The organism is Halolamina salifodinae (assembly GCF_017874235.1).
GTDB lineage: Archaea > Halobacteriota > Halobacteria > Halobacteriales > Haloferacaceae > Halolamina > Halolamina salifodinae.
Window position 1 is genome coordinate 324,875 of sequence record NZ_JAGGLC010000002.1, and the last position, 25,858, is coordinate 350,732.

The window sequence follows — 25,858 nt, forward strand, 5'->3', positions numbered from 1 at the left end:
AGTGGCTCGCTTCGGAAACTCGGTCGCGCTGCTCCGGGATCGGGAGTTCCTCGCGCTGGCGGGGACCGCCTTCGCCCGGAGCCAGGCGTACTCGACCATCATCATCGCGCTCGCGCTCTACGCCGACGCCTTCGGCACCTCCGGCTTCATCGAGGGGATGTGGGGCACGGCGTTCGCAGTCGTCCAACTGCTGATCGTGCTGCCGCTGGGGCGGAAGATCGACACCGGCAACGCCAAGCGCTGGCTGCTCGGGGGGCTGGTGGTCAACGTCTTCGTCTTCTTGGGCTACATGTTCGTCAGCAATTCTGTCGACGTGATCTTCGTCCGGATGCTGCAGGGCATCGGCGCGAGCATGCTCTGGATCACGGGGTCGACCGTCGTCGGGCAGATCTCCCCCGACGACGAGAGCGGGCGCTGGCTGGGATCCTACAACCAGGTCGCAGCGTTCTCCTCGCTCGCCGGCGACGTGGTGGGGGGCCTCCTGCTGACGATCTACGACCCGCTCCAGTCCCGCGTGGTGTTCGCGGTGCTCACGGCCGTGACCATCCTCGCGTTCGTCCTCGTCTACTCCAACCTCCGTGACAACCCCGGCGGCGGCGTCGACGACCCCGAGGCCCAGTCGGGCGTCGGCACGGTCAAGAAACTGCTCAAACTGCCGATACTGCGCTCGCTGGTGCTGTTCCGGCTGTCGTTCTCGGTCGGGAAGATGGCGGTGATCATCTTCCTCCCGATCCTCGCAAGCACCGAGTTCGGCATCGGCGCGTTCGCCATCGGCTGGATCCTCGCGGGCGGGAAGCTGACCAAGTCGCTGTTTCAGGGCTACGTCGGCGACCTGACCGACCGGATCGGCGACCGCGCGAAGTTCGTCGCCGCGGGCGCGCTGGTGTACGGCATCGGCATCGCGCTCATTCCGCTCTCCCTGCCGGCCGAGGAGATGGTGGGCCGGTTCTACCTCGGCTACTTCGGCCACGGGCAGGAACTGGGGGGTGGCTTCCTCGTCCTGTTCGGCGCCTATGCCGTGCTCGGGATCGGCGACTCGATCCGCCTGCCTGCGAGCATGGCGCTGTTCGTCGAGGAGGGGGAGAAGTACGACTCGGTCGCCAGCGCGATGTCGCTGCGCTCGATCTCCTGGAAGATCGGCCAGACCGCCGGCCCGCTCGGGGTCGGGCTGATAAAGGATTTCGTCGGAACGGTCGAGGCGTTCCTCACCGCTTCTGTGTTCGTCATCTTCGCTACCGGGGTGTTCTGGCTCACCCACACGCTCTCGAAAGAGCCTGAGGGCGTCGACCCGTCTCTCGACGACTGACACTCGGGTCCCCCGACCGCTCAGTCCTCCAGCGCCTCGACCTCGAACGAGTCGCGCTCGGCCGCGAGTCGGAACGTCGGCACTGTGCGATACTCAACCTCGACGACGTTCTTCCGGCGCAGGCTCCCCAGCGCGTCCCGAACCTCCTCGACGTCGGGGTCGATATCGAACTCGGCTCGGAGCTTCTGGAGCACGCTCACGACGCTCTCGGAGCGCTCCTCGGGGCCCGCGAGCACCTCGAGCACCTGCGCGTGGAGTTCGAGCACCCGAATCAGTTCCGGGACGCCCTCGGTGTCCTCGGCGGGGACGCTCGGTTCGACATCGACGAGGTCGACGCCCTCCTCAGTCGCGCGGATCAGGCTGTCGTCGTCGCGGTAGTAGTAGTCGCTCAGTTCGTCCTCGAGATACTGGTGGACCTCGCTGCCGGACTCCATCCCCCAGCGGTCCTGTAGCTCCTTGTTCTTGGTCGGCTGGAGGGTGACGATGTCGGCGAGGCGCTCTTTCGCCTCGTCGCTCAGACTCATTGGGCGTGGCTGGGGCGTCGGTGCGTATGGCTATTCCGGTCGCGGCGCAGCGGAACCGCGCCAGATAAACCTCCCTCCCGACTACCCGTCCCCGTGCAACACGTCACCGACCGGGTGTCGAACCCCTTCGGCATGACGCCGCCCTATGGGCGGTTCGTCCCGGGCTACGGCGACGCCAACGCCGATTTCCACGTCGTCGGCGACCACCCCGGCGTCCACGGCGGCGCCGAGACGGGCGTCCCGTTCACCGGCACCGACGCTGCCGAACGGCTCCAGCGCGCGCTCCGGGACGCCGGCCTGCTCCAGACCGTCGGCGACGACCCCGAGGTGGACCGGACGTTCCTCTCGTACCTCAACATGTGCGTCGCCGAGGACCGACGGAGCGACGCCGACTACGTCGAGATGGAGCGCTTCTTCGACGCCGAACTGCGGGCCATCGCGGCCCATGTGCTCCTCCCCGTCGGCGAGCGCGCGACGCGGCACGTCCTCGAGACGTACACCGCCCAAGCCTACCGGACCGAGATCGACATGGATCAGCTCCACGGGGAGGAGCTACTCGGCAGCGGTTGGCTCGTCCTCCCGATCAAGGACCCCGCTGAGTGGGACACGGACGACGACGAACGACTCGTCGAGTCGCTCCTCGAACTCCAGTCGACGGATTTCCGCAGAGAAACGGACCTCGGGCGGTTCACGCCGGGCGGCGAGTCCTATCACGTCCGCTGATCAGCGCGTCGCGCGGAGATACCGCCCCACGTCGACGAGGAAGCCGCCGCCACTCAGGATCGGCAAGACGATCAGTCCCACCAGCGCGAGCCATGTCGGCACGGCCAGGACGTACCAGAGGCCGAAACACACCGCTGGTGCGAGCGACGGCAGCGCGTACATCCACGCGGCCCCGCGCCCGAATCGACCGACGGTGGTCAGCACCACCAGCGGGAGCAGGACGGTCCCGGCGAGCAGCAGCAGCCCGGGCGCCGGCGTCCCGGCTGTCGCCGCTCGCGCGGCGTCGAGCAGGTACGCCGTCGGCGACGACAGTGGGAATGCCCCGAGCAGCGTCGCCACCGGGGCAGCTGTGATGTCACTGATCGCTCCACGAACCGCTCCCAGCCGGCCGTAGGCGTAGAGCCCCAGCCCGCCGAGATACGCCAGCAGCGAGACGAAGACGACGCCGTACCAGCGCTTCAGTCCGCGGCGTCGACGGACGCCCGCCGGGACGGTCGACTCCGACTCGGTCGTCGTCGCGCGCGCCGATGCAGCCGCGTCCCAGGAGTCGCGTTCGGCGCCGGACGTACTCGTCTGCTCGTTGGTGGTTTGGCTGCCGATGTCGCTCGTCGTTGTGTCGCTGGTCGCTCCGCCGCTGGTCGACCCGGTCTGGGTCGACGATGTCCCAGACTCAGACGATCCGGAGTCGGTCGTGCCCCCGCTCGAGTCCTGGGACGTGTGCGAGCGGCCGTTCCGCGAGGACTGGGAGCGACCGCTCGTCGTGCGTGTTGTGCTCGTCGTACTCGTCGACGATCCGGTTGTGGCCGTCGTCGACGTTCCCGTCGTCGACACGGTGTCCGTCGTCGTGCCGTCAGGGAGGTCTTCGTCGGGGAACACGGAGACCGCCGGTAGGTCGTCGAGGCGCTTCTCGACGTACTCCCGGTGGCCCATCCGGTCGTAGTCCTTGCGCTGGCCCGGGTCCGAGAGCACGTCGTTGGCCGTTCGGATCAGTTTGAACTGGGCGTCCCCCTCGGGGTGGTCGTTCACGTCTGGGTGGTACTCCCGAACCCGCTCTCGGTACGCTCGCTTGATCTCCTCGGCGGAGGCGTCGTCGGAGGTACCGAGAACGTCGTAGAGGTCCGCCGGCATGCCTCCCGCTACGCCCAGTCCGTGTTTGAATCTACCGCCGTGGCGCCGACGGAAAGAAGCCGCTGTCTGACAGGTCCGCCGGCCCCCGAGACGTGCCAAGTGGGAACCCTCTTGGGCGCCCGCTGAGGACGGCCCCCATGGAGCGTATCCGGCTCGGGAACTCCGTCTTCGAGGGGCAGAACAACGTCTACCTCCTGCAGGGCGAGGAGACCGTGCTCGTCGACACCGGCGTCGCCACGGAGCCGACGCGAACCGACCTCGTCGAGGGGTTAGCCGAGCACGGCGTCGAATTCGCCGACGTGGACCGGATCTTCCTCACACACTGGCACAACGACCACGCTGGTCTAGCGGGGGAGATCCAGCAGGCCAGTGGCGCGACGGTCCACGCCCACGAGGCGGACGCGCCGCTGATCGCGGGCGAGGAGTCGTCGCTGCTCGAGGAGCGCACGCGCCAGCAGGAGATGCTGGAGGCGTGGCAGCTCCCTGACGAGCCCCGGGAGGAGCTACTCGCCTTCCTCGATGGGCACTCCGATCTCCGTGGCGAGACCGTCGACGTGACGCCGTTCTCCGATGGCGATACGTTCGACGTGAACGGGCTGACGTTCGAGGCGGTCCATCTGCCTGGCCACGCCGCAGGGCTGACCGCCTTTGCGGTCGAGCGCGAAGGCCGACGCGAGGCGTTCGTCGGCGACGCCATCCTGCCGAAGTACACGCCCAACGTCGGCGGCGCCGACGTGCGGGTGGAGGCACCGCTGGAGCAGTACGCCGACAGTCTCGTGGAGATCGTCGAGCGCGACTGGGAGCGCGCGCTCCCCGGCCACCGCGACCCAATCGATGACCCCGCGGGCCGCGCCCGAGAGATCCTGAGTCACCACCGCGAGCGAACCGAGAACGTCGTCGACGTGCTGGAGCGCCACAGCGCCTGCGACGTGTGGACCGTGAGCCACCACCTGTTCGGTGAACTCGAGACGATCCACATCCTCCACGGGCCGGGCGAGGCGTTCGCCCACCTCGACCATCTGGAGCGCCACGGCATCGTCGAACGAGAAGCGACGGAGTACCGGCTGATCGTCGACGACCCGGATGTCGACGCGCTGTTCCCGTCGCCCTGAACGGCTTCGCGCTCGTGACGCACACGAGTGGTGCGTTTTTACGTCGGACGGCCGGAGAGAGGGTATGAGCGAAGCCGACAACGACTACCAGGTCGCCGTCGTCGGCGGCGGCCCCGCAGGGTTGACGAGCGCACTCTACACCACCCGACTCGGCCACGACACGGTCCTCATCGACCGCGGCGGCGGCCGGGCGGCGATGATGCAGGACACCCACAACGTCATCGGCATCACCGAGGAGACCTCCGGGAACGAACTGCTCCAGACCGCGAAACAGCAGATCGAGTCCTACGGCGCCGACACCGTCCGTGGGCTGGTCTCGGACATCCACGGCGAGGAGGGAGAGTTCCGACTCGATGTCGGCGACGACACTTACACCGCCGACCGGGTCGTCCTCGCGACGGGGTTCTCCGACGAGCGCCCGGACCCGCCACTGCCCCGCACCGGCCGCGGCCTCCACTACTGCCTGCACTGTGACGCCTACATGTTCATCGACGAGTCGGTGTACGTGATGGGCACCGGCGAGAGCGCGGCCCACGTCGCGATGATCATGCTCAACTTCACCGAGGACGTGGACCTGCTGCTGCGCGGGTCGGCGCCGGAGTGGAGCGACACCACCGACGAACAGCTACGCGCCCACCCGGTGGACGTGATCGACGAGGAAATCACGGGGATGAACAACGACGAGGACGGCTGGCTGGAGTCCTTCGAGTTCGCGGACGGCACGGTCCGGGAGTACCGCGGCGGCTTCCCCATGTTCGGCTCGGACTACCACGCCGAACTCGCCGACGTGCTGGGGCTCAAGCGCGTCGACGAGGACGAGGGGCCCGTGGAGGTCGACGACCACGGCCGCACCTCCGTCGAGGGCGTGTTCGCCGTCGGTGACCTGACGCCAGGCCACAACCAGATCCCCGTCGCGATGGGCCAGGGGGCGAAGGCGGGCATCGCGGTCCACTACGACCTCCGGGAGTACCCCAAGTCGCTGGCCGAACTCGACGGCGAGAGCGTCGATCCGGCGGCGACGCCCGCCGTGTCCGAGGAGCTCCGGGAGGCGGCGGCAGAACGCCACGCCGAGGCGCCGGCGACCGACGACGACTGACTAACTCTTCTGTCAGTTTTCAACCTATTTGGTGTCGGCCTATCAACCGTTAGGTCACCGTCGCTGCTACCCTCCCTTCGGTGGACTCGGGAGCGTTGGTCTCGCCTGCTGCAGCGGTGAGGTGGATCCCGAACTCGTCACCGACACGCCCGTGGCTGCGGACGTCTCGGCCGTCATCGGCGAGCTCGTCGGGGCCGGCGACATGAGCCTCGTCGTCGAAGGCTTCGAGCGCGACATCAGCCTCGACGAGTTCAACCAACCCGACAGCGGGAACGAGTTCGTCGTCGCCTCGTTCCCGATCTGGGCTGCCGCAATAGCTCTCCGGACGTTCGGCCCACTGGGGGGCGTCAGTTACAGCGCCGGGCTTAGAAGACGAATCCTGCCGATTCACCCCCGCTCGTACTGCACTCGCCCCATCACGATCCAGACCCCGAACCCGAGAATGAGCATACCGGGGATCATCGCGACGGGGCCGAACACGGCGAGGGCGTGAGTCCCGTCGCCGGTGTGATGGACGCCGCCGTCGATGAAGACGGGGATCGTCAGGACCCCCATCGAGTACAGCGCGTCGTGCGCCCAGGCGGTGATTCCGACGGCGGCCACGGCCCAGCGAAGTGGGTGCCACTCAATCCGGTCGGAGTAGTGGACGGCGACCAGCCCCAGCAGCGACACGATCACCGGCGTGAGCAGGTTATTCCAGGCCCCGACACCACCCGGGGTGTAGTGGGTGGTCAGCGTGATCCCCTCGAGGCTGAACGGGCCGAAGTTGCCGTGCGTCGCGATCTCGCCGGTGGCGGCGACGTTGATGGCGAGGTGGATGAGTTCGTGGACGACGAGCCAGACGACAGTTAGTAGCGTGGTGAGGACGAGCGCGACGAGGACGTCTCGTTTGTGCGAGCTATTCATCTTCCGTGTTCCTCGTGATACGGGAGTTTGGCTTGAAAATGATGGGGTGAATACCGGTGAGAATACGCGCTCCCACTGGACGACCCCATCGACGTCCGTGATGGAGCCGGCGCCGGAGGTGTCCCAGTCGCCGATGTCCACGTTGCCGGTCTCGCGAGCGGCCCAGCCGGCGTACTTCGACATTTATGCGCTCACCACCGTAGACCGGCAGGAGGGGTTCCATGGCGCGGCCCTGTGGCCGTTATGGGTTGGCCTCAGAACATCAGAACATCCTTATTTCCCCCAGTAGTTGTTCCGAGTGCGCACCGGTGGTCTAGTGGCAGGACCTGAGCCTTCCAAGCTCATGGCCCGGGTTCAAATCCCGGCCGGTGCATTTCGCGCCATTATCCTCCGAAGACACAGTTAATCGCCAGACAGCAGTGGGCTCGGACGATTCAAACTGTTCTTCGGCGGAAGATTGCATAATGGATTGGGTTCTGGGTCGTCGCTATCCTGCGGTTCCAGTAGGATATGGGTGTGCCACGGTATTAAGTTCGCACATAACTTGCACTGGGGTATGTCGATGGACATTACTGAGGTAGACCGCCTTGTTGATGAGATAACCGAGCTTCGGGATGGAATGGAGGAGACCCACAGGACACGGCAGGGCGTTGATGAGTCCGAATTCAGCGACCACTACCAAGCTCTCGAACTGTGCGCGGTGCTCTTGAGGGAGGTCTCTGCAGATGTTGGGGAGGAACGAAATGGGGACAGTCAGCTAATTAGTGAGGCGGCGGAGTTGCTTGCGGAGCGGGAAGTGGAATCGTCTTATCCGGGGCGCGGCGAAGATTGGGAATAGGTTAGTCGTGCGAATCGAGGTGGCGTAGGAGGTCGGATTTTCTCGACTGGCCGTAGTAGTGTTTCACTCCGCACACTTTGCATCGATACCACCCCTCGTCGCTTTCGCACTCTTCGAATTGTTCCTTGATTCGTTCGTTTATCGGTTTTTCATCCTTCATATCACCTCTATTACTTTTTTAACCCTATTGGTATAGTGCAAGTTAATCATGAGTCCATTATGTCGGAGACGTTCTGTAGAGACATGGACGAAGACGAAATTGAAGAGAAGCTGAATCGGAAGAAGGCGGAACTCAAGTCCGAACTCAAAGAGGAATTGGGCGCGGGCGACACCCGCATTGATGCTTCGCTCGGAATGTTCTCGTTGACGGTGGACAGCGAAGAAGACCTTGAATCGACGGTGGAGGCGTTTCAGACGGTGTGGACTGACCGAATCGAGGAGTTGGAGGATAGTCGGGCGGACACGATGAGGGAGAAGCTTGAGGATGAGGATGTCGGCTTCATCTTGGGGTGATACAGGTATGGCTAGTTACTGTGACCTCTGCGACCAGTCGGTGAAGACCACCTATGAATGCGTGAAGTGCGGATTCCTCACTGGTGATTGCTGTGGGGGGAATCTGGACACTTACAAGAATCGGGATATCTACCGTGCTTCTTGGTGGATTTGTCCCCGATGCGGAGCCGAGAATGACTGATGATTGGCTGGGTTCTGGGGTTTTTCGTAGGCGTCCTAATCCTAGTTCTGAAAGCAGTAGGTGCCGTGTTCTATCGGTTCCTACTCGCCCACGAGTATCTGCATATGGTTATGGCGTCGAGGCTTGGCGTCGCGTATCGAGACCGAGGACATCAGGGCTCGCACTACATCGTGGAAATGAGGAATCCTACTCCGGGACAACTTGCACTTATCTCGTTTGCTCCTATTTGTTTGGCCGTCGTCGCCGTCGCCTCTTTTCTGGTGTTCTGGAGTATCGTAGAGGTGCATTTCTGGTTCTCTCTTCTTTTCCTCTTCGTTGGGGTTGGTTGTGCGAGGTTCTCACCCCCGAGCTTTGTTGATGTCTCTGGTGTTTTCTTGAATGTCTCGCGTGCCCAGCCCTTGTCCTCGGTGTTGTCGTCGGTCGTTGCCCTGCCTCTCCTGATACTCAGGCTCCCCTGTCTCCTCTTCCCTCGTCATAATCTTTACTTGGACTGGCTATTCGTGGCCCTGCTGTTCTATGGTTCGTTCGTTCTGGAAAATTGGGTTCGTGCTTCGCTTGTCTTCCCCCCGGGGGTCTATTGAGTGGTGTCGCAATACCGTAACCACAGTGTTGAATGGGTGAATTCACACAGTGAATTCACATTATTCGATAGATTCGACGGTGGGGGATTCACGATGCTCAATACTGGTTTTCTCTGGCTGTTGGTAATGTTGAGAGGGAGAGTTGGCTGAACCTGTTGGTAATGTTTGAGGTCGAAAAAATGGACGTGGCTAAGTGATTGTATTGCGATTTTTGTAGTATGGATAGGAGGCAAGTTCTGAAAGGAGTTGTCGCCACGCTGGGATTGGGAGTCGGCGTGTCGGGGAGCGCGTCGGCGGCGTCTGGGCCGTCGTCTGGCGTGGTCGTCGGCGTCACTGATGACGATATTAGCCCGAGCAAGGAGGTCTACTACGATACTGACAAAGTTCCTGCCTCTCACATCGATGGATATCGCAGGCAAGACCTCGATATCCTCGCCGTCACGGATACGCGTGATTTGGACTGCGACTTTCAGATGACTGTCCACGTGTGCCCTCGGGAGAAGAACGGGATGAGACTCAACAATGAGTGGGGTGCAGAAAATCAGATTGAAAATGCCATTTTGCAGAAAGAGGAAGGAGAGAGGTTGCTGGCTTTGTCTGATGTTCCTGCCAGTATCGAGTTGACGGAAGTGGGGGTGAATGTTACATACGATGTTTAGGAGGGAGTTCATCGAGACCTCTGTGTTGGCCACGGTTCTTCCGTTCGAGCAGTCTACCGAAACGGGTTATTGGGATTTCGACGGAGTGGGGGAAAACGGACAAATTTCGTTCGTTCGGTATGATGGCCGTGGTTCGCAGTGTGCTTCGTGCGTGATTGATGGGGAGGTCGGGTCGTGGGAAGTGAGAAAAACCGTTTGGGGTGGACAGGTTCGCTACTCCGAGGAATTCAGTGACCGTGCTGAGGCTTTGGAGTATGCGGTTGACTGGATGCAGAGCACTTAGTCTGTGGCATCGTTAAGTGAGTCGGGAGTATTTGGCTGGCTATGACGATTAGCCATGAACCGAGTATGGACGCTCGGGAACCTACCGATGGTGATTTAGAGACTTTCCGTGATTTAGCTGAAGGTGATGAAGTGAAGTTCTTTGAGTGGCCGGTTTCGCCGTTGAGGGTGTTAGGTTGGGAGGAGGATTCCGAGTTTGGGGAAGTCGTGAAGGTCGAATCGGAGGGGAGTAAGTCGTACCTGTACGAGGTTGAGGGGCATCTGTGGCACTACGACGCCGATGGTGAAGGAGAAGCTAATCCCTATCCAGTGGAGAATCTTGTTCTAGTAGATTAGTAGATGGGGTTGAAGAGCCCGATAGTACGGACGATTCAGAGGGTTGTATCTGGAATCGAGTATTGTGGTGATATATTAGTAGGGGAATCAAGGTGTTCGGTGTAAGGAACCGACCACTCTCTTACAACCTGTAAACAACCCCACCCAGTTTATAAAGGGTAGTAGATGTAAGGTATAGCCGGAGAAATGACAACAAAACAATACTCAGCATACATTCGAAAAAGTACTGAAGAACAGAGCGACGAACACCAACGAGCAGACCTCCGAGACTGGTTCAAGAACAACGGCATCGACATCTCCGAAGTTGAGTTCTATGCCGAACAAGCAAGTGGAGCGAGCGAAGAACGCGATGAATTCACTTCGCTAATTGAAAATGTGGAAGACGGGAATGTCAAGAACATCGTCATCTGGGAGGTTTCCCGAATCGCACGAAAAGGATTCCTCGCACAACGCTTCTTCGACGCCTGTGAAGACGCTGGTGTCACCATCCATGTGACGAATGGCTCCGTACGGCGTATTGAACCAGACGGAACTGGCCGACTGGTAGCTGATATCATCGCTTCGGTTGCGGCAGAGGAACGGAGAAACCTAATTCGACGCACTAAGTCCGGGCAGAAGAGGGCGAGAGAAGCTGGAAAGTGGGTCGGTAATCCTCCCACCGGATTTACAGTGACTGATGGTTACCTCCAGCCCAACCTGAACCCGGACTACGACAATGGTGAGACGGGATATTTTGATGTCACTGAGGCGCTGGACTCTGTTGAATCTGGACAGTCCTATAACGAGGCGGCAGACCAGACTCCGAACATCACGAGACAGACGCTCTCTAAGATTGACAAGGATGAGAACCGCAGAGCGTGGTATATCGACGGTACAGCCGAAGACGAACGCGTGCAAGACGCACTTGAGCAAGCCTCCCCGTAGTTATTCGGGGAGTTCCCAAATTAGCGTGTTTCCGACGGTCTTCGATTCTACTTCCCCTTCCTCCTCCAAAGTCGTCAATCGGTCGTGGGCCGTGGTTCGGTGGTAGTCAAGTTCAGTCGCAACCTCGCTTGTAGATAATCGAGTTCCTTCGAGGAGGTCTAAGATATCCTCGTCTGGATATGCTTGCTTGTATACCCCTGTGTCGGCGTCGCGTCTCCGAGGCACTAGCTGAGTCTTTTAGTGTCAACCAGTAAAAGACCCCCGGCATACAGCTCAAAATATGAATACTTATTAGCCATACTACGCTATGTAGGATGGGAGCAGTACCTCGGTTACCATGCCGAGAGCAAAGAGCAACAAAGTAATCAGGGTTAACTTACTATGAATCTCACAACGAGTGCCCCCGACCGTGATACAATGACTAAGGATTCTGCTGTCACCGAACTGATGGACTCTTCCCCCTACTACGCCGCAGAGGGAGGAGCCGCTTATCAAGGGAATAGCAAGGAATTGCTTGAAGAACTTCCCGACAATAGTATCGACCTCATCGTCACTTCGCCTCCGTTCGCGCTCCAGCACCAGAAGGAGTACGGAAATGAAGACCAAGACGGATACAACGATTGGTTCATGGAGTTTGTCCCGGAGGTTCGTCGCGTACTCCAGCCTCACGGGAGTTTTGTCGTGGAAATCGGGGGTGCGTTCAAGCGAGGATATCCCGAGCGTTCCACTTACCAGTTCGAACTGATGACCCGGCTGGTCGATGAAGACGAAGGGCAGATGCACCTCGCTCAGGACTTCTATTGGTACAACCCTGCCAAGTTGCCCTCGCCTATTGAGTGGGTGAATGTTCGGAAGATTCGGGTCACCGACGCCGTTACTCACATTTGGTGGCTGACTCCTGAGATTAACAAGGATTCGGCGGTCGAAGAGGGCGAACACCCCCACCCCGAAGCTAACAATCAGCGTGTCTTGCAGGAATATTCCGACTCGCAGAAAGACCTCATCGAGACGGGGGAATTCAACGATGGGGAGCGAGGTTCTGGACACAATATTGACGAAGAAGCATTCGCCACGGACAACGACGGGTCGATTCCCGACAATCTGATTGAAGCTTCTAATACGGCGAGCAACACGCACTACCTCCAAATGTGCAGGGAATTCGGCTTTGACCCGCATCCTGCTCGCTTCCCGAGACAGATTCCCGAGTTCTTCGTGGACTACCTGACCCCGAATCCCCCGTACGACGACTGGGATAAGGGAGCCCTCGACAAGCCCGTCGTCCTCGACATCTTTGGCGGTTCTAACTTGACGGGAAAGATTGCTCAGGCCAAGGGCCGCAACTGGCTCGCATTCGAGCAGGAGGAAAAGTATCTGGAGACCTCGCAGTTCAGGTTCCTCACTGAAGAAGAAATCAGAAAGCGACTCGACGATTCGCAGTCTGACTTTGGCGACTTTGCCAAATTGGACGACGACTAGTCGCTGTCTTCCTCTTCGTCCGTATAGTCGTCTAACGACGGCTGTTCTTCATCGATGATGTCGGTGATGTCTACATCCTCCTCCACGGCTTCCTCGTCTTCGTCACCGACCATCCGTTCCTCTACCTCGACCATATGCCCGTCACCGATTCGCTTGAATGACTTCGCACGGCGAGCTTCCCCCTGAAGTTTGTTGATTAAGTGTTCGGGAGACTCGTCCAGTTGCATTATGTCATCGTCATCAAGGAAGACGATGGAGAGGTTTTCGTCGGCCATCGTGAGGTTGGCGTATTGCTGTGCCTTGCTCGTCACACCCTCTCGCCCGATGAGGAGGATAACATCTGTCTTGAGACGACGGGAGATGCCGACTTCACGCGTTACTTCATCGATGGACAGCTTGCTCGTCGTGTTTTTACACTGGATTTGCCACCTCTGGAAGGTGATGTCTACCGAGTCCATCACCACGTCCACTTCGTTGCCTGAAGTGTTGCGTCCACGCGCACGCCATGCGGTGTAGTCTAGATTCAGGAGTCGCCCGATTTTGATGGCTAGCAGTTCGAGGGCAAGTCCTCGCTCGTATTTCGTCCCGTTGTCGAGGTCGTCTAGGAGTTCCTGAAACGACTTGCGTAACGCTGAGCGTGGTGCTCCGATGTATTCGCTTAGGTCATCGAGCAGGGGTTCGAGCACATCGGCTTCGAACTGGTCAGTTGGCTCGACCACTCGGGGCTTCCCACGCGTGGGCTTGTCGTGCGTGATGTACCCGGCGTCTTGCAGGGGGTCAAGCACATTTGGGACGATGCTGTTCTGGTCGATTTCGACGGAGAATTCGACTTCAGCGACTTCCCGCACTTTGGTGCCCTCGATTTTACCGTCAGGGTCTATCTTCGCTAATGCACGCAAGAACCCCTGTTGTTCGCCGGTTAGGTCGGAGAGTTCGAGTACGAGGTCGGAGGTCGCCCCAGTCAGTTCCTCTATCTTCGACCAGTTGATGTCGTAGCTTGGGCTCCGCAGATTCTGGATGACATCAGCTTTGTACAGCCAGCCTCGCATCTGACTCCAGTGGTTGCTGGTCTGGTCGATGTGGAGGCTGTACCTGTCTTCGAGTTCCCGCCGTATGTTGTCGAACTTGCGGCTCTTACCCTCTGAACGCAAGTCCATGATGACATTGATGACCTGCTGGCCGTGCAACTCCTGCAGGATGTGCTGTGCGAAACGGTCGTACAGGGCGTCCTCGTCGTCGGTGAGGTCGAGGAGTTCTTTTCCGAATTCAGTGAACTCGAACTCCGTCGAATCGTTCATGATTCGGTACCCGGCGTCACTGATACCGAGTCGGACATTCTTCGCTCGATACGATTGCATGTCGAATCGGTCAGCAATGGCCTCGTCAAAGGCGTCGGGGTCGCCCTCGTGCTCCTCGGCAAGTTCGAGGACATAGACTAACTGGGAGGGCTCGCCTCCGTCGAGGTCAAGCTGGTTGATGGAGAACGCGTCTCCGAACGGGAGGTCGGTATTTTCTCGCGCCATGTTCTATCAGTGAGCTCATGACACGGATATTTAAACCTGCCGGCGACAGCTTTCTGATTAGAGGAGATTCTAACTCGAAAGTGTGTTTTGAGGCCCTAAGGAACATACAGCCCAATATAGAAAGCTGTAGTTCTGTTTGAGGTGGTTCTGGTGGAGGGGTAGTTTTTTGTTGACAATACTTCTTGAGGGTAATAGGTTAGCTCAGAAAACGTATTATGATAGAATCCTCCCCGTTTACCGCGAACCTCTCGGAGATTAGTTTGTCCCGAGAGGACTACGAAAACCTCATTAACGGCATTCAAGATACGCCGTATACTGAGGATAGGTCGTTCGGGTTCGTACCCGAAACGACTGAGCAGGATAGTCTCTCAGGCAACCTCGTGTTTAGGACTGCTACGACAATTCCTGACATCAATGAATCCACGCAGGAAATAGAGCCTGTCGAGCAAAAGCGAACAGACCTGATTCCATTCGAAATAGATTACGAGAGGGGGATACTCGTCGTATACGCGAATAAGGAGGACACAAGGAAGCTTACGACACGACTGAGCAGTCTTGCGGACTGGGGACTTACGATTGAGCCCCTCTCACTCAATCTCACCCCACTGTACCAGAATCTTTCTTCAGGAACTTATTCCACCTCAATCACCGGGCTCCGGATTCAGGATTTTTCGATTAACGAACACACCAACGGGAGCTACCACCTCAAGGTCTTCGAGGAGCAGGAAGGGGAGCGACTTCTTGAGGAGTATGAGACCAATGTCTCGTACATCACTGTAGAGTTTGAAGTGCGAGAAGAGCCCGTAACTGTCGGATTTTATGATAGTGGTTCGGTTCGATTCTACAGTAAAACAGCCGAAGACGACGAACTATTCGAACACATTAAAAACATGATTGTTGAAACGGAGGTGGCCTAAATGGCCGAAGAACAAGGTCGAGCAGGGGATGAGGGCGAAGAGAGGATTATTGCCCTGTTAGAGGGGCTGGGATGGACAAAAAGAGGAGACATCGGTATTGATGTGGAATACGATTACAAGTATCACCCTGACCGTGGTAATACCTACGGGGTAGACGGATATATGACCTATAATGGCCCGTACCGTGACAAGGAACGTGGGCTCATTATTGAGTCGAAGAACGTGAAGTGGGAGTCATCCAGTCCAAAGAAATTCCGTGGCTGGGCAGACGACACCCTTGAGAAGGTAGAGGCGGTGCCGGAGTCAGACGACTTTGAAGAGTATCTAAACTTTGGAGAGTCACGAATCGTTAATGCAGGAATTCTCAGCGTCTGGACGCGGGACGAGGAGAACTATAATGATGAAACCTTCCAAGGGTACTTTGACGAGATTAATCTTCACCCCAAGAAGCGTCGCAAATACCAGATACTTGCTCTCGGCAACCGTGAATTGAATCGATTAGCAAGCCTCCACGCACAGTTCCAATCTTTACAGGAGAAGGACGAAGTGACTTCTATCGACTTCTTCTATCCGCCCCGTCCCGATAGCCACTCCGCTCGAATGCCTCTTGTGAGCCTTGAATACTTATTATCTGATTTTGTATTCGCTCGGGCCGAGATTGAGCAGTCAGTATCTAATGTAACGGTGACTCGGGATGTTGGGATTGTCTTCCACTTCGACGATACAGACCTTGAGTCGCTGAACTTCATGTACCAAGCGGTTATCGAGCACGGGATGGAAGACGTTGATGAGCTTCGTGTCTACATCTACGATGACGATAAAGACGACATTCAAATGGCGAGCGTTCAAGAAGAATTCAGAAATAATGGACGTCCATCAGAGATGACCGGCAAAGCACCAGACCTGAAGCTAAAGACCCTGCGAAAAACGAACTACGCAGACCACGCGGATACCCTCAGGGAGGAATAAATATGGAGGAATATCCCTCAGCTAACGACTATCAGGAAATCGTTGAGGATTTCGTCGGGCGAGATAAAATGCAAGCGTTCCTGAAAGACGAGCGCAACTTCCTCGTCCACACTGACACGAAGGAGAAGATTGCGGACGTATCTAGTCTCCCCTTCTACGGTTACGGGTTCACTCAGACGCTCCGTGCAGGAGCACTGGAATATGAATCCGAGACGAAATCGACTGCATTTTCACTGTATTCCGACGCTTCAGACGAGGAGCTACTCTCTGACCTCAAAAACGCTAAAGACGATGAGACCACATTCGACGGGAAGAAGAAACTTCGCGTCCAAAACGCATCAGAAACTGAGGAAGGAATCGAGGTGGATTTAGAATATGTTAACAAACGCATCGGCCGTCGTGAGCTAATTGCAGAGGACGACAAGGAGACCTCTGTAGTCATTTCGGATACAGAGGATGATGGTGTCCGAACAGTCAAGCAGAGCTATGAACGGATTGACGAGTATAATGCGGTAGCGTCCTTTTTTGAAAATTGGAATAAGCAAAGGAAGGATGACGATGAAGAGGAAGTCAAACGATACAATATCGCTATTCGCCGCCTCTCACTGGATGACCGAATCTCGATGTTTAACGACCTCCTCTCGTATAACCCCGGCAACTGGATTTTGGACGATGTGCTTCAGATAGGCATCAAGCAGGGGGAAGAAATCGAGGAAATGTTTGAAGGTGTGGAGGATGAAGAAGACCTCCGCGAGGAAATCGATGATAACCTCGAAGGAATTACGGATGCAGTATTAACTGGTCAAGGACTGCAGGCCAACGCATTCGTGCAAAAGTGCAAAAAGAACGGCTACTACTTCAAGTCAGCCAAGCTCTATTACGACAATACTGATGTTGCGCAGAAGGTCGAAGTCCTAATTGAATTCAAAGAAGGAAATCGCCGGAGCTTCGACATCAGTGTTGAGCAGGGATACGAGAAAGTCGATGGTTCAGTTGAACAGACAAAATTCGATAATGACCGGAAAGCAGAAATCCGAGACCGATGCCGGGATATGGTTATCGACATCTTTACCGATTACTCCCATCCCAGCGAGCTAGTCGAATTAGAGCGTAAAAACACCACTCTGGACGATATCGATGGCATCGGAGATGGGACGGTACAGACGCTTCAGGATAATGGATATGAGTCTCTCGAAGCTGTTCGTTCAGCGGAAGTTGATGAACTGCAAGAATTAGAGAACATCGGAGAAGAGACAGCGGAGAAGCTGGTCAACGCATAGTCTTCACTCGTATCTGAGTCGGCTGTTCCGACTCATGCTCCAACTGCCTGCTTCCCCCACGAGCACTCACCTCTATCGGCTTCGAGCACTTCATCGGCTAATTGACGCACTCTGAAAGGGATATGCTCTGCTCGGAAGCAGTTCAGTCGGATACGCGCTCCCCGTTCTTTTGCTTGCTTCAACCGTTCTTCGAGGTCGCCCGGGTCGCCCGCAACTAGAATCAGGTCAAGCATTTCAGAGCCGCCGAAAGCGTTGTTTGAAAACTGTGCGTCTTTTACAGTACTGTATGATAAGAGGGATTCTCGCAGTGAATCAATTTTCTCAATACTATTCTCCGTCATAGCAATTAGATTATGTTTTTATAATCCTATTAGTCTCTGGGTGGGTCGCAGGTCTCCACGGGCCACAGATAGGTTTCGAACGCGTGTATCGTGCGTATGCGAGGGGTAGAAGCTGTGGTCGCTCGAATGTCCGTTTCTGCGTTTTGCGTGAAAACTAGTGTCCGCTTGTTTAGGAGAAACTACGAGACTGCGAGGGTGTAGAAAGCGGACAATCGGACACCACCCCCCACCAAAGGCGGGCGCGTGCGCGTAACGCCTCATTCAGAAACTTCAACAGGGAAATCGCCTTCCAACTTGTTTGACAACTCTTCCGCCACTTCTGCGTAATCTATTGCTTCATCGAGTTTGTCTGAAACGGTCAGACCCTGCTCTCTGAATTCTTCTTTTGCGTTTTGAACTGAGTCTGCGTCAATAAACCACAACTCGTGTCTGGAGTCCCATTTGGGGTGGTGGTCATCCCAATCGAGGCTTTTGATGTCATCCTTATGTGAGTAACCAGATTTTATTCCGACGCGCTCCCCGAACTGATTTGCTGATTTGTGGAGGAAAGTGATGTTTGACGAAGATGAGTTATGGTTTTTATTATAGGTGATAGTCAGGGACTGGAGGTTTTCAGCGAGTTTGCGGGACACTGATTGTCCGTCGAAAAAGTTGTGCGTCTTGATAGTCCCCCCATCCTCGAAATCAATAACACCGCCCATCAGTGGGTTAATCTTCAACTCGACTCCCCCTAGCTCTGGAAGCAAGTTCTGTTCTCCAGTTTTCGGGTCGATGCTCAGCATCTCGAAGAACTTCTTGAGGTTCTCCTGCTCTTTGTCCGGGAGTTCAGCTACCTCCTCTCCAATTTCTAATTCTGCGATTACTTCTTCTGCATCCATCTTCTGCTGAGTCGCGTCTTTTGAAGTCGGAGCTTGGGAATCGTTACTGACACCGTTTATTTTGCCTAAGTACTCCCATTCTCGGTCGGAGGATGGTGGGGAAACGAAGTGCGCGTATGGCCCGTATCGACCGTCGTCTTGTCCGTTGTTTTGCCATTTAGCGACAACCGTACCTCCGCCGTACTTGGATTTCAGGCGAGCTATCTCGTCCGCAAATTGTTGCTTGGCGAGTTGCTTAGCTTGTTGTTTGACTTGCTTTTCACCTCCGTCTGAATCTGAGTTACCAACACTCATATGTAGGTAATATGAGTTATACCCTTATAAATATTTTCCAACTACCACAATAAAGTAAATAAGTAGGGTAGAGAAGTGAACAATAGCCTTCGTACTGTATTGAAACGGGGGTCAGAACTGGTGAGTTGATAAAAGCATTACCAACAGTTAGACGAGCCCGGCTTCTTCAAGTTCATCCTCCAAGTCACTTTTCGCCCGCCTGACAGTCTTCTCAGAAACCCCGTAGAGTTCCGCGATGTCCGCCTGCGTGTGGTCGTTGTCCTGTACGGTGAGTAGAGCCATCATCCGCCGCTCGTGCGTCTTCTGGAGTTCATCTATCTCTTTCTCAAGCTCTTCGACGGTCGTATCGTCTTCCTCGGGGTCGAAAATGAAGTCCCCCTCGTCATAGGTTTGGAACTCGATAGAGGACTTCGGGATTTTACTAAGCCCCATAATGTTTCCAACACCCTGCCGATTCGCCACATCCCGATACAGCGACGCCTTCTTCTGGCTCTCCTTGTGAACAAAGACAGTGCAGAGAGCGCGTAGTGACGGCCCGATGTCCTTTCCATCCTGCCCGATGAGGATTACGTGGGCGTTGGCTTTACGGGCCAGTTTGAGGAGCTTAGCGAGATGTTTCGCCTTGTGTTGGTCACTTCCGCTCCCGGTGAACAACTGAGCCGCCTCGTCCATTACCAACAGATATGGAGCGAGGTCTTTTCCATCGAGCATCCGCTCGTTCCGCTCTTCGAGTTCCTCAACAATCTCCGAATAGCGTGTGACTTGCTCTGCTTCGTCAGTCTGGTAGTTAGCGAGTTCACGGACTTCACCGTGAACGCTCCTGAATACTTCTCGCAGGAGGTTTGCGAAGTCGGTCTTACCAGACCCCATAAGGCCGTAGATATAGGCGATGAAGACGGGCGTATCCTCGATGAAGGACTGTAACTGCATCAACGCCTGCATCCCTGAAACATCCTTCTCGTAACCGACTAGACCCGAGAAGAAGGACAAGTGTCCCTGTCGGCCAGTTAAGAGAGACTGCGTAGCTGATTCCGTCGCGTATTCCTTCTGAGTGTTGGTAATGATGTCGAGGTCTTCGACTTTCTCCACATCCTCGAACTGTTCGAGGAACTCCTTGTCGTCGCACACTCGGGCGATTTGGGCGAAGTACGAGCGAATCTCCGGGTCTTCTACCATCCCAGCCCACGGGTACACATCAGGTTCTTCATCATCAAGCAGAGTCCCCTTAACATACTCCTTGAACTCGGGCTCTATCGGCTTTTCTTGTCCGCTCATGCTTTCTCACCCTCCGACTGGGAGGCGTCAGCTTGACCACGACGCTTGGCCTGCTGACGGTGTTCTTCCTGAAGATTGACTTCACCTCCTTGGTACACTTGGTCATACTTCTCGGGCATCTGTTCCTCTACCCGATTCTCTATCTCCATCACATCCACATCGAGTTGCTTTTGAAGAGATTCCGTGACAATCCCCGCCACTTCATCACCTCCGGGCAAAGTAGCCTTCTGGTGGCACTTCACGAGGTAGAGAGTTACCTGTGCGGCGACTTTGCGGATAATCTCGGGACGGTTTACGGCCTCTTCGAGACCTGCATCAGCGAGTAGATTGAGCTTCGTCTCCACCCGTTCAATCATCATCTTCGAAGCACGGACTTCAGTTGGAGACGCGCCCGCCATCCACGACACATATGCCACATTCGAATCAGGGTCGTACTCTGTACACTCGTAAGCCACCCCGAATCGACAGTTCACTGTGTCCAGTTGACTCTTGTTCGTCTCTTCGTACACTACCTCTTCCTCGCCGTCTTCGTTCTCTGTAACGCCCGCAGGGGCCATTACAGTGAGTTCTTCAAATTGCTCGGGCTCGACTTCGTAGACGCCGAAGTCGCCGCTCTTCGGGGCAACATCGTGGATTATCTCACCCATCTGCTCCATCTGCTTGATGGCCCAAGACTGCCTGCCCCACGTGACAACGCCAGCAAGGATGAACAGGGCGGAATAGACCCATACCCACGACGGGATAGAGACTGTTGGTAATGTCCCGTTCAACATCCAAAACCCGCCGAGGAAAACCAACGGTACAGCGACTAAGATGCTGATTAGCGTACTATACTCCGATAATATGACATAGGCGAAAGTACCGAGCAAACCAAGCTCATCTTGGAGCTTTTCTCGGGTGCTTCGCTCTTCGAGTTCTGTTCTTGTTTGCATAATCAAAACCACCGGGAGTATCCCGTGTATGTGTGCTTCCAACTCCTATACCACAGCCGTACTCGCAGGAACGAGTAGAAGGAAGCCGCGCCCAGAATCACCGAGATGAGAACATTACCAACAGTCAGCCAAGACTGGAGTTCCTGAACTATGTTGGAATTCCCCTCGACGCCGTTCGAAACCCATCTCTTCGTCCCTCCAACTTGAAACCCGACTTGCTCGCGCCCGTTGTGCTCCATCGTCTTGAGTTGCACAACATGGAGGCCAGAGGTCTGCGTCCCTGTCGTGTGAATTGGAGTTTCGAGCCCCTGTTGATATCGGATATCGTCACTATACGCGACCTGCGACGGCTGGCTGAGGCGATAAATGAAGGTTGCTTGGTCTCCTTCGAATTCCTTAGATACAACCGTCATAGAGCCGATTTGACGGTCGGTAATAGTCCATTCCTCCCCAAGCTCCCCTTCGGAGACTTGGCCATCCGAAATGGCATCCTGTGCCTGTTGGTAATTCGACTCATCGCTATCATCTGAACTGGATACAGTCGTTCTATCTGTCGTAGATGAACCCGACTCAGAACCCGGATTCATTTGACTCGTAAGCCACTTCGAGACCTGTTGATATTCTTGTGCAGATAACTCGGAGACACCCTCAGAGGTCAACCAACTCATTAACTCTGTAGCACGGTCTACAGAGATATCTCGCCCTTGCTCCGCCCATCTGACTATTTCGTCTGCTGAAGGGGTTTCAGCATCCTCCTTCGGCGTCTCAGTCGTCGTATCAGACGGTGCCGCAGAAACAGGTGCAACAACACAGAGGAGAGTGGATAACACGAATAGCACCAATAATAGGGTTTTCCAGCTCATGGTAGGTAGATGGAGATTATTACTTTCAGAACCGCGAGTGCGACTAATGCACCAATAATTAACACAACGATACCGCCGCCGAGGAGTTGCTGAAGGAGACTATCGCTGAGGTTTACTCCACCCCCACCAAGCAGAGAAGTGTTTGAATTGTAGGATTTCTCGATTGCTTCGAGTTTCTTGTCGATTTCGTTAATCTGGTTGTTGAGGTCTTCTGTGGAGGTGGTCGTAAATTCGTTGCTGGATAAAGTAGCCGACTCCACCTGCTTCCCATCAGCCCCATAGACCGCCGTAATAGTAAATTTCTCACCCGTTAAGTCAAGGGTCTGTGGCTGTTCGCCCGAAGAAGTCGCAATAAGCGAGACGGAACCATTCGTAGTTGCGGTGCTGTTTTCACCGTTATAGGTCACGCCGCTCTTGAAAGTATTATCGGGGAATGCACCGGGGTCAGCAATAATCACGCCAGACTTTGTTTCAGATTCACCGTCATCATCAAAGTCCGCACGTACCTCAACATCCTTCCCTTCCTCTTGAACGGCCAACCCAGTACAATATGCAGATTTTACGCGGTAGGTTTCTGCTTCATCATTTGTAGCCGATGTAGCAATACTGTCGAGACCACATTGAGTTTCCGAGGAAGACACCTCTCCGACCTCGTAATTAGCCCAGATATCGTTCGCCATCGGATGTACCTGAGAGAGAGCATCCTGTCGATTCTGGTCAATAGTCTGGATAGTGTCCTTGTATGTTCCACCTTCCAGAGCGAGAGTCGTCTTGTCTTCAGGAGAGATTACATTAAGCGTCGTATGCTCGTTCGTTTGACTACCGAAAGAATCCCCCTGTGTCCCCTGAGTTTTGCCATTATAGTAGTAGGGGTAGTTGTAAATCGTATCTCCGCCATCACCAGAGATATACTTGTAGTACCCCTTCGTCACATTCATCGATTCACCGTTGTAGAGGGTCAACTCCACCTCACGGAACCCGGTTTCCCAATCCGCAGAATTAGATTCGTACGGGTATACCTCTGAGACAGCGAGATTATCCGTCTGGTTAACCTGCTGTTCCATCATTTTCCAATGCTGGATTTGGCGGTTCTGAGAGATGTAAATAGACTTCTGCATCTCTGCGAATACAGAATCAACCTCCTGACGAGCTTTATCTTCACAAACGGACTGGGATTTGCCAGCATTACGACACTCAATAAGCGTCTCTTTCGCGTGAGCCGTTGCCATCCCCTCAGTCATTCCGATGAACGACTCCTGCTCAGTAATATGCTGGTCTCGACTGTCCTCCATAAAGACAGCATCAGAGTACACATCCCAGTGTATCTGAGACGGGGTGCCGCCATCCACATCCCCATACTCCACATCACACTCGTCAAAGAGCACCATGAACGGGCCAATACTCTGGCAACCCGCCTCTCCTAGATTCTCACCGAAACTATCCCCCGAACTATCCGCGCGAACTGGCATCGATAAGAACGGAGCACCGACTAACGACACCAGAAGAAGCGCGACAATCCCTATTCTACATATTTTGCTTGTCATTTTATCCATCGTCAAAGCCCCTCCGGGAATTGAACCCAGAAACCGCAGAAGCGGTCGTGGCCGCACGGAGCTAAAGGGTAGTTAGCGAGCTATTCTTCTGCAACAGCCACAGCGAGCAGAGCCAGCACAACCACAATCGGGAGGAAGAAGTACACGAACGGCACTCCACCGAGTGTACCCCATCCTTGGTCAATTTCGAGGGGGTCAGTCGGAGTCTCCGTCGTGCTCCCACCGCCGCCGCTGGACGACTCGTAGATGACGGTCGTGCTTGTCACCGTAGCGTCCGTCTCGAAGGTCACTCGATACCCAGAGTAATCGTCCGAAACCGACTGCGTTACCAACACCGCCGAACCGCTCGAAGTCTTCGTCGTTGAGGTATCAGATATTACTTCCCACGAACCAGATGTAGAGTTATATCCCTCCACCTTCTGGAGCGTGAGTGAACCATTTTCGAACTCAACAGCGACCTCCTTAGCAGTCTGGTCAGCGGAGTTATTGAGAGTCGTTGTCTCGGGAGCGTTAGATGGGTAAGAGTCGTTTGAGTCCACTACTCCGTCCCCATCACTATCTGTCGTTCCAACTGTTACTGTGACCGTCTTCGAGGACACTGCACCCTTGGAGTCAACAGCGTCCACTCGGACATCAAATGTTCCACTGGAATCGAAGCTGGCCGTAGTGTAAGTCGCTCCCGCCGCAGACGCAACTTGTTCCAGCGTACTATCGCTGTCCGTGTCACGGTAGTAGTTGTAGGTAACAGCATCTCCTTCGGGGTCTGTCGTCCCAGAAGCGTCGATGCTGATGGTATCTCCAACCTGAATCGACCTACTCGTAGTGCCAGCGAGCGAGATTGTCGGAGGCGCGTTAACCGTGACAGCGACGGTCGTTGTATCAGTCGCACCGTGAGCATCCGTCACGCGGACAGTGATGTTGTTGGTACCAGCGTCACTGAACGATAGGGTCGTACTGGAACCATCCATGCTCGTGTACGACCCCGAACCAACCTTGTACTCGTAAGTCAGGCTATCCCCATCAGGGTCACTACTCGAAGAAGCATCAATAGTGAACGACTCACCAGCGTTGACTGTCCGGTCTCCCGTAGCCGTCGAAGCGCTCGGAGCCGAGTTTGGCGTCGAAACTGAGGTGGAAGTCACGGAACCAGAGTCATAATTCACCGTCAGCGAACTACCGTCGCTGAACTGGACGACCCAAGTAGCCTGCAGAGTCGCCATCTTAGTCCCGGAGCTATCCTGAAGACCTCGGAATCCGATGTTCGTATCTGCGGTTGAAGTATCCCCATTAGAGGCCGAGGAAGTGCCGACCGAGTATACTGTACCGAGAGTTGCATCCGACTTATTGTAAATCATCGTTGAGCTACCGTCGGAGGCAATCGAGTTTACGAAGATGTCTTCGTAATTCGGAGCGTTGAGTGTCGTACCATCAGAACTCGTCAGCTTGACTGATTCGATGGAAACACTCGAACTGTGCTCAAGCTCGATGATTCGGAACCCGTCACTGGGCGCTTGTGTACCTGATACAGTGACTTCTTCGGCGTCGTAGGTTGTGGTGGCCGCCGACGCATTACCAACAGCACCGAAACCACCGACAACCACTGCCGACAACGCGAGGAACGCCATCAGTACCGACAATAGTCGAGTCATCGGCTACCACCCCCGATAGGGCCAAGAACAGCAAGTACACCTGATGATGCAACCGTATACCCAAGTCCAGCCATAAACGCTGAACCCAGCACAAAACTGCTGAGCATCGGGATGAACGGCATAAGCACCGTGAACAAGAAGGAGCCAACAACAACAGCCTGCAACCGTTGGCTCATCGCAAGCACTCGCCTCAAGTTAGTTACAATCACTCCCGCGAACGATACATCAGTAAGCACGTGAGCTATCGTCAGTGTCGTGCTCGACCCCGAGAAGACCTGCTGAGCAAAGTCAAACCCGAGGAATTGGATTGTCGTGTTGGAACTGAAAATCACCGCTCCAGCGAAAGCAAATAAGGCTACGAACACCCACTGCAACCGCCGAAGCAGGACTCCCGGAGTCCCATCCTGTACTTTACCAACTGTACTTTCTAATCTACTATTAGACATCTATGTGTAATATAGTATATAAGACAATATTAACTCTGGGGTGGTGGTTAACAAAAGTAAATCTATATTACCAACAACTACTCTGCAGACTCACGAAGTCGCCGTAACACCTCATCCTCGTGGGCCTGCGCGGTCTCGAAAAGAGCCTGATAAATCTCCCACTTATCCGCCGAAAACGCCGCCTTGTGCTCGGACTCTAAATTGTGGATGTATCTCTGAAACTCTTCTTTGTCGTCAAGATAAATGGTAACTCTCTGAACCATCACATCATAAAATCATGTTACTTTACTAATATACTTTCAGTCGGTTAAGCTCGACTCAGGAATCGAACCCGAGTAATACACCAGCCCGAG

The 25,858-nt window shown here is 55.6% G+C and carries 28 protein-coding genes and 1 tRNA gene; 15 read left to right on the top strand and 14 right to left on the bottom strand.

Going from position 1 to position 25,858, the window contains the following annotated elements:
* Position 1: 1 nt before the first annotated feature.
* Positions 2-1,306, top strand: coding sequence for an MFS transporter (locus J2753_RS06060; protein ID WP_209491029.1), 1,305 nt, complete (start codon positions 2-4; stop codon positions 1,304-1,306).
* A gap of 20 nt (positions 1,307-1,326) precedes the next feature.
* On the opposite strand, the gene J2753_RS06065 is transcribed toward J2753_RS06060, so the two are convergent.
* Positions 1,327-1,830 carry a DUF5797 family protein gene (locus J2753_RS06065; RefSeq protein ID WP_209491030.1) on the bottom strand — a complete coding sequence of 168 codons (504 nt, stop codon included), beginning with the start codon at positions 1,828-1,830 and terminating at the stop codon, positions 1,327-1,329.
* A gap of 93 nt (positions 1,831-1,923) precedes the next feature.
* Here J2753_RS06065 and J2753_RS06070 point away from each other — a divergent pair, with 93 nt between their 5' ends.
* Entirely contained in the window at positions 1,924-2,553 is a 630-nt protein-coding gene (locus J2753_RS06070) for a uracil-DNA glycosylase family protein (protein WP_209491031.1), read from the top strand.
* Here J2753_RS06070 and J2753_RS06075 read toward each other — a convergent pair whose 3' ends face one another.
* Positions 2,554-3,681, bottom strand: a complete 1,128-nt coding sequence (locus J2753_RS06075; RefSeq protein WP_209491032.1) for a DnaJ domain-containing protein — start codon at positions 3,679-3,681, stop codon at positions 2,554-2,556.
* Between the two features lie 137 nt (positions 3,682-3,818).
* Here J2753_RS06075 and J2753_RS06080 point away from each other — a divergent pair, with 137 nt between their 5' ends.
* Entirely contained in the window at positions 3,819-4,793 is a 975-nt protein-coding gene (locus J2753_RS06080; RefSeq protein ID WP_209491033.1) for an MBL fold metallo-hydrolase, read from the top strand.
* Positions 4,794-4,857: 64 nt separating this feature from the next.
* The gene (locus J2753_RS06085; protein ID WP_209491034.1) at positions 4,858-5,889 is read left to right on the top strand and encodes an NAD(P)/FAD-dependent oxidoreductase; all 1,032 of its coding nucleotides are present in this window, start codon (positions 4,858-4,860) and stop codon (positions 5,887-5,889) included.
* Positions 5,890-5,938: 49 nt separating this feature from the next.
* Here J2753_RS06085 and J2753_RS06090 read toward each other — a convergent pair whose 3' ends face one another.
* Both J2753_RS06090 and J2753_RS06095 read right to left on the bottom strand, forming a co-directional pair.
* The gene (locus J2753_RS06090; protein WP_209491035.1) at positions 5,939-6,148 is read right to left on the bottom strand and encodes a hypothetical protein; all 210 of its coding nucleotides are present in this window, start codon (positions 6,146-6,148) and stop codon (positions 5,939-5,941) included.
* A gap of 128 nt (positions 6,149-6,276) precedes the next feature.
* Positions 6,277-6,795: a hypothetical protein gene (locus tag J2753_RS06095; protein ID WP_209491036.1), complete on the bottom strand. Its 519-nt coding sequence runs from the start codon at positions 6,793-6,795 to the stop codon at positions 6,277-6,279.
* 302 nt (positions 6,796-7,097) lie between these two features.
* On the opposite strand from J2753_RS06095, the gene J2753_RS06100 reads away from it, so the two are divergent.
* The 7 genes from J2753_RS06100 to J2753_RS06130 all read left to right on the top strand — a co-directional run bounded on the left by J2753_RS06100 (position 7,098) and on the right by J2753_RS06130 (position 11,109).
* A tRNA-Gly gene (locus J2753_RS06100) sits at positions 7,098-7,168 on the top strand.
* A gap of 183 nt (positions 7,169-7,351) precedes the next feature.
* Entirely contained in the window at positions 7,352-7,633 is a 282-nt protein-coding gene (locus J2753_RS06105; RefSeq protein ID WP_209491037.1) for a hypothetical protein, read from the top strand.
* Between the two features lie 243 nt (positions 7,634-7,876).
* On the top strand, positions 7,877-8,146 hold the full coding sequence (locus J2753_RS06110; RefSeq protein ID WP_209491038.1) for a hypothetical protein: 270 nt from the start codon (positions 7,877-7,879) through the stop codon (positions 8,144-8,146).
* Between the two features lie 180 nt (positions 8,147-8,326).
* Complete coding sequence (locus tag J2753_RS06115) at positions 8,327-8,908, top strand: hypothetical protein (protein WP_209491039.1); 582 nt, start codon at positions 8,327-8,329, stop codon at positions 8,906-8,908.
* A 218-nt stretch (positions 8,909-9,126) separates the two neighbouring features.
* Positions 9,127-9,567, top strand: coding sequence for a hypothetical protein (locus tag J2753_RS06120; RefSeq protein ID WP_209491040.1), 441 nt, complete (start codon positions 9,127-9,129; stop codon positions 9,565-9,567).
* 324 nt (positions 9,568-9,891) lie between these two features.
* Positions 9,892-10,185, top strand: coding sequence for a hypothetical protein (locus tag J2753_RS06125; protein WP_209491041.1), 294 nt, complete (start codon positions 9,892-9,894; stop codon positions 10,183-10,185).
* Between the two features lie 186 nt (positions 10,186-10,371).
* On the top strand, positions 10,372-11,109 hold the full coding sequence (locus tag J2753_RS06130; protein ID WP_209491042.1) for a recombinase family protein: 738 nt from the start codon (positions 10,372-10,374) through the stop codon (positions 11,107-11,109).
* Here the strand turns inward: J2753_RS06130 and J2753_RS14730 are convergent, their stop codons facing one another.
* On the bottom strand, positions 11,110-11,334 hold the full coding sequence (locus J2753_RS14730) for a helix-turn-helix domain-containing protein (protein WP_209491043.1): 225 nt from the start codon (positions 11,332-11,334) through the stop codon (positions 11,110-11,112). It lies immediately after the preceding gene.
* A gap of 192 nt (positions 11,335-11,526) precedes the next feature.
* Here J2753_RS14730 and J2753_RS06140 point away from each other — a divergent pair, with 192 nt between their 5' ends.
* Positions 11,527-12,585 carry a DNA-methyltransferase gene (locus tag J2753_RS06140; RefSeq protein WP_209491044.1) on the top strand — a complete coding sequence of 353 codons (1,059 nt, stop codon included), beginning with the start codon at positions 11,527-11,529 and terminating at the stop codon, positions 12,583-12,585.
* Here J2753_RS06140 and J2753_RS06145 read toward each other — a convergent pair.
* Positions 12,582-14,108: a restriction endonuclease gene (locus J2753_RS06145; RefSeq protein WP_209491045.1), complete on the bottom strand. Its 1,527-nt coding sequence runs from the start codon at positions 14,106-14,108 to the stop codon at positions 12,582-12,584. The two genes, J2753_RS06140 and J2753_RS06145, sit on opposite strands and share 4 nt — an antisense overlap.
* 260 nt (positions 14,109-14,368) lie before the next feature.
* Between J2753_RS06145 and J2753_RS06150 the strand changes: the two genes are divergently transcribed.
* The 3 genes from J2753_RS06150 to J2753_RS06160 are packed head-to-tail and all read left to right on the top strand — an operon-like array spanning position 14,369 to position 17,274.
* On the top strand, positions 14,369-15,025 hold the full coding sequence (locus tag J2753_RS06150; RefSeq protein WP_209491046.1) for a hypothetical protein: 657 nt from the start codon (positions 14,369-14,371) through the stop codon (positions 15,023-15,025).
* Positions 15,026-15,994, top strand: a complete 969-nt coding sequence (locus J2753_RS06155; RefSeq protein WP_209491047.1) for a hypothetical protein — start codon at positions 15,026-15,028, stop codon at positions 15,992-15,994.
* A 2-nt stretch (positions 15,995-15,996) separates the two neighbouring features.
* Entirely contained in the window at positions 15,997-17,274 is a 1,278-nt protein-coding gene (locus tag J2753_RS06160) for a helix-hairpin-helix domain-containing protein (protein WP_209491048.1), read from the top strand.
* A gap of 32 nt (positions 17,275-17,306) precedes the next feature.
* Here the strand turns inward: J2753_RS06160 and J2753_RS06165 are convergent, their stop codons facing one another.
* The 8 genes from J2753_RS06165 to J2753_RS06200 all read right to left on the bottom strand — a co-directional run bounded on the left by J2753_RS06165 (position 17,307) and on the right by J2753_RS06200 (position 25,771).
* On the bottom strand, positions 17,307-17,615 hold the full coding sequence (locus J2753_RS06165; RefSeq protein ID WP_209491049.1) for a hypothetical protein: 309 nt from the start codon (positions 17,613-17,615) through the stop codon (positions 17,307-17,309).
* Between the two features lie 257 nt (positions 17,616-17,872).
* Positions 17,873-18,787: a hypothetical protein gene (locus tag J2753_RS06170; RefSeq protein WP_209491050.1), complete on the bottom strand. Its 915-nt coding sequence runs from the start codon at positions 18,785-18,787 to the stop codon at positions 17,873-17,875.
* 147 nt (positions 18,788-18,934) lie between these two features.
* Positions 18,935-20,062, bottom strand: a complete 1,128-nt coding sequence (locus J2753_RS06175) for a helix-turn-helix domain-containing protein (RefSeq protein ID WP_209491051.1) — start codon at positions 20,060-20,062, stop codon at positions 18,935-18,937.
* A complete protein-coding gene (locus J2753_RS06180; RefSeq protein WP_209491052.1) occupies positions 20,059-20,994 on the bottom strand; it encodes a hypothetical protein in 936 nt (311 codons plus the stop codon). Before J2753_RS06180 ends, J2753_RS06175 begins: the two co-directional genes overlap by 4 nt.
* A 2-nt stretch (positions 20,995-20,996) precedes the next feature.
* Positions 20,997-21,857, bottom strand: coding sequence for a hypothetical protein (locus J2753_RS06185; protein ID WP_209491053.1), 861 nt, complete (start codon positions 21,855-21,857; stop codon positions 20,997-20,999).
* Positions 21,854-23,410 (bottom strand): hypothetical protein, encoded by a 1,557-nt coding sequence (locus J2753_RS06190; protein WP_209491054.1) that lies wholly within the window; start codon positions 23,408-23,410, stop codon positions 21,854-21,856. The genes J2753_RS06185 and J2753_RS06190 overlap by 4 nt, the downstream gene beginning before the upstream one ends.
* An 80-nt stretch (positions 23,411-23,490) precedes the next feature.
* Positions 23,491-25,035 (bottom strand): PKD domain-containing protein, encoded by a 1,545-nt coding sequence (locus tag J2753_RS06195; protein ID WP_209491055.1) that lies wholly within the window; start codon positions 25,033-25,035, stop codon positions 23,491-23,493.
* Between the two features lie 547 nt (positions 25,036-25,582).
* Complete coding sequence (locus tag J2753_RS06200; protein WP_209491056.1) at positions 25,583-25,771, bottom strand: hypothetical protein; 189 nt, start codon at positions 25,769-25,771, stop codon at positions 25,583-25,585.
* Positions 25,772-25,858: the final 87 nt, after the last annotated feature.

Excerpts from the sequence above, each read along its gene's own strand:
- J2753_RS06160 (WP_209491048.1), top strand. The coding sequence starts at position 15,997 with ATGGAGGAATATCCCTCAGCTAACGACTATCAGGAAATCGTTGAGGAT.
- J2753_RS06185 (WP_209491053.1), bottom strand. The coding sequence starts at position 21,857 with ATGAGCTGGAAAACCCTATTATTGGTGCTATTCGTGTTATCCACTCTC.
- J2753_RS06145 (WP_209491045.1), bottom strand. The coding sequence starts at position 14,108 with ATGGCGCGAGAAAATACCGACCTCCCGTTCGGAGACGCGTTCTCCATC.
- J2753_RS06110 (WP_209491038.1), top strand. The coding sequence starts at position 7,877 with ATGGACGAAGACGAAATTGAAGAGAAGCTGAATCGGAAGAAGGCGGAA.
- J2753_RS06075 (WP_209491032.1), bottom strand. The coding sequence starts at position 3,681 with ATGCCGGCGGACCTCTACGACGTTCTCGGTACCTCCGACGACGCCTCC.
- J2753_RS06085 (WP_209491034.1), top strand. The coding sequence starts at position 4,858 with ATGAGCGAAGCCGACAACGACTACCAGGTCGCCGTCGTCGGCGGCGGC.
- J2753_RS06115 (WP_209491039.1), top strand. The coding sequence starts at position 8,327 with ATGATTGGCTGGGTTCTGGGGTTTTTCGTAGGCGTCCTAATCCTAGTT.
- J2753_RS06130 (WP_209491042.1), top strand. The coding sequence starts at position 10,372 with ATGACAACAAAACAATACTCAGCATACATTCGAAAAAGTACTGAAGAA.
- J2753_RS06190 (WP_209491054.1), bottom strand. The coding sequence starts at position 23,410 with ATGGATAAAATGACAAGCAAAATATGTAGAATAGGGATTGTCGCGCTT.
- J2753_RS06080 (WP_209491033.1), top strand. The coding sequence starts at position 3,819 with ATGGAGCGTATCCGGCTCGGGAACTCCGTCTTCGAGGGGCAGAACAAC.
- J2753_RS06155 (WP_209491047.1), top strand. The coding sequence starts at position 15,026 with ATGGCCGAAGAACAAGGTCGAGCAGGGGATGAGGGCGAAGAGAGGATT.
- J2753_RS06175 (WP_209491051.1), bottom strand. The coding sequence starts at position 20,062 with ATGAGCGGACAAGAAAAGCCGATAGAGCCCGAGTTCAAGGAGTATGTT.
- J2753_RS06165 (WP_209491049.1), bottom strand. The coding sequence starts at position 17,615 with ATGACGGAGAATAGTATTGAGAAAATTGATTCACTGCGAGAATCCCTC.
- J2753_RS06095 (WP_209491036.1), bottom strand. The coding sequence starts at position 6,795 with ATGAATAGCTCGCACAAACGAGACGTCCTCGTCGCGCTCGTCCTCACC.
- J2753_RS06105 (WP_209491037.1), top strand. The coding sequence starts at position 7,352 with ATGTCGATGGACATTACTGAGGTAGACCGCCTTGTTGATGAGATAACC.
- J2753_RS06180 (WP_209491052.1), bottom strand. The coding sequence starts at position 20,994 with ATGCAAACAAGAACAGAACTCGAAGAGCGAAGCACCCGAGAAAAGCTC.
- J2753_RS06195 (WP_209491055.1), bottom strand. The coding sequence starts at position 25,035 with ATGGCGTTCCTCGCGTTGTCGGCAGTGGTTGTCGGTGGTTTCGGTGCT.
- J2753_RS06120 (WP_209491040.1), top strand. The coding sequence starts at position 9,127 with ATGGATAGGAGGCAAGTTCTGAAAGGAGTTGTCGCCACGCTGGGATTG.
- J2753_RS06065 (WP_209491030.1), bottom strand. The coding sequence starts at position 1,830 with ATGAGTCTGAGCGACGAGGCGAAAGAGCGCCTCGCCGACATCGTCACC.
- J2753_RS06140 (WP_209491044.1), top strand. The coding sequence starts at position 11,527 with ATGACTAAGGATTCTGCTGTCACCGAACTGATGGACTCTTCCCCCTAC.
- J2753_RS06170 (WP_209491050.1), bottom strand. The coding sequence starts at position 18,787 with ATGAGTGTTGGTAACTCAGATTCAGACGGAGGTGAAAAGCAAGTCAAA.
- J2753_RS06125 (WP_209491041.1), top strand. The coding sequence starts at position 9,892 with ATGACGATTAGCCATGAACCGAGTATGGACGCTCGGGAACCTACCGAT.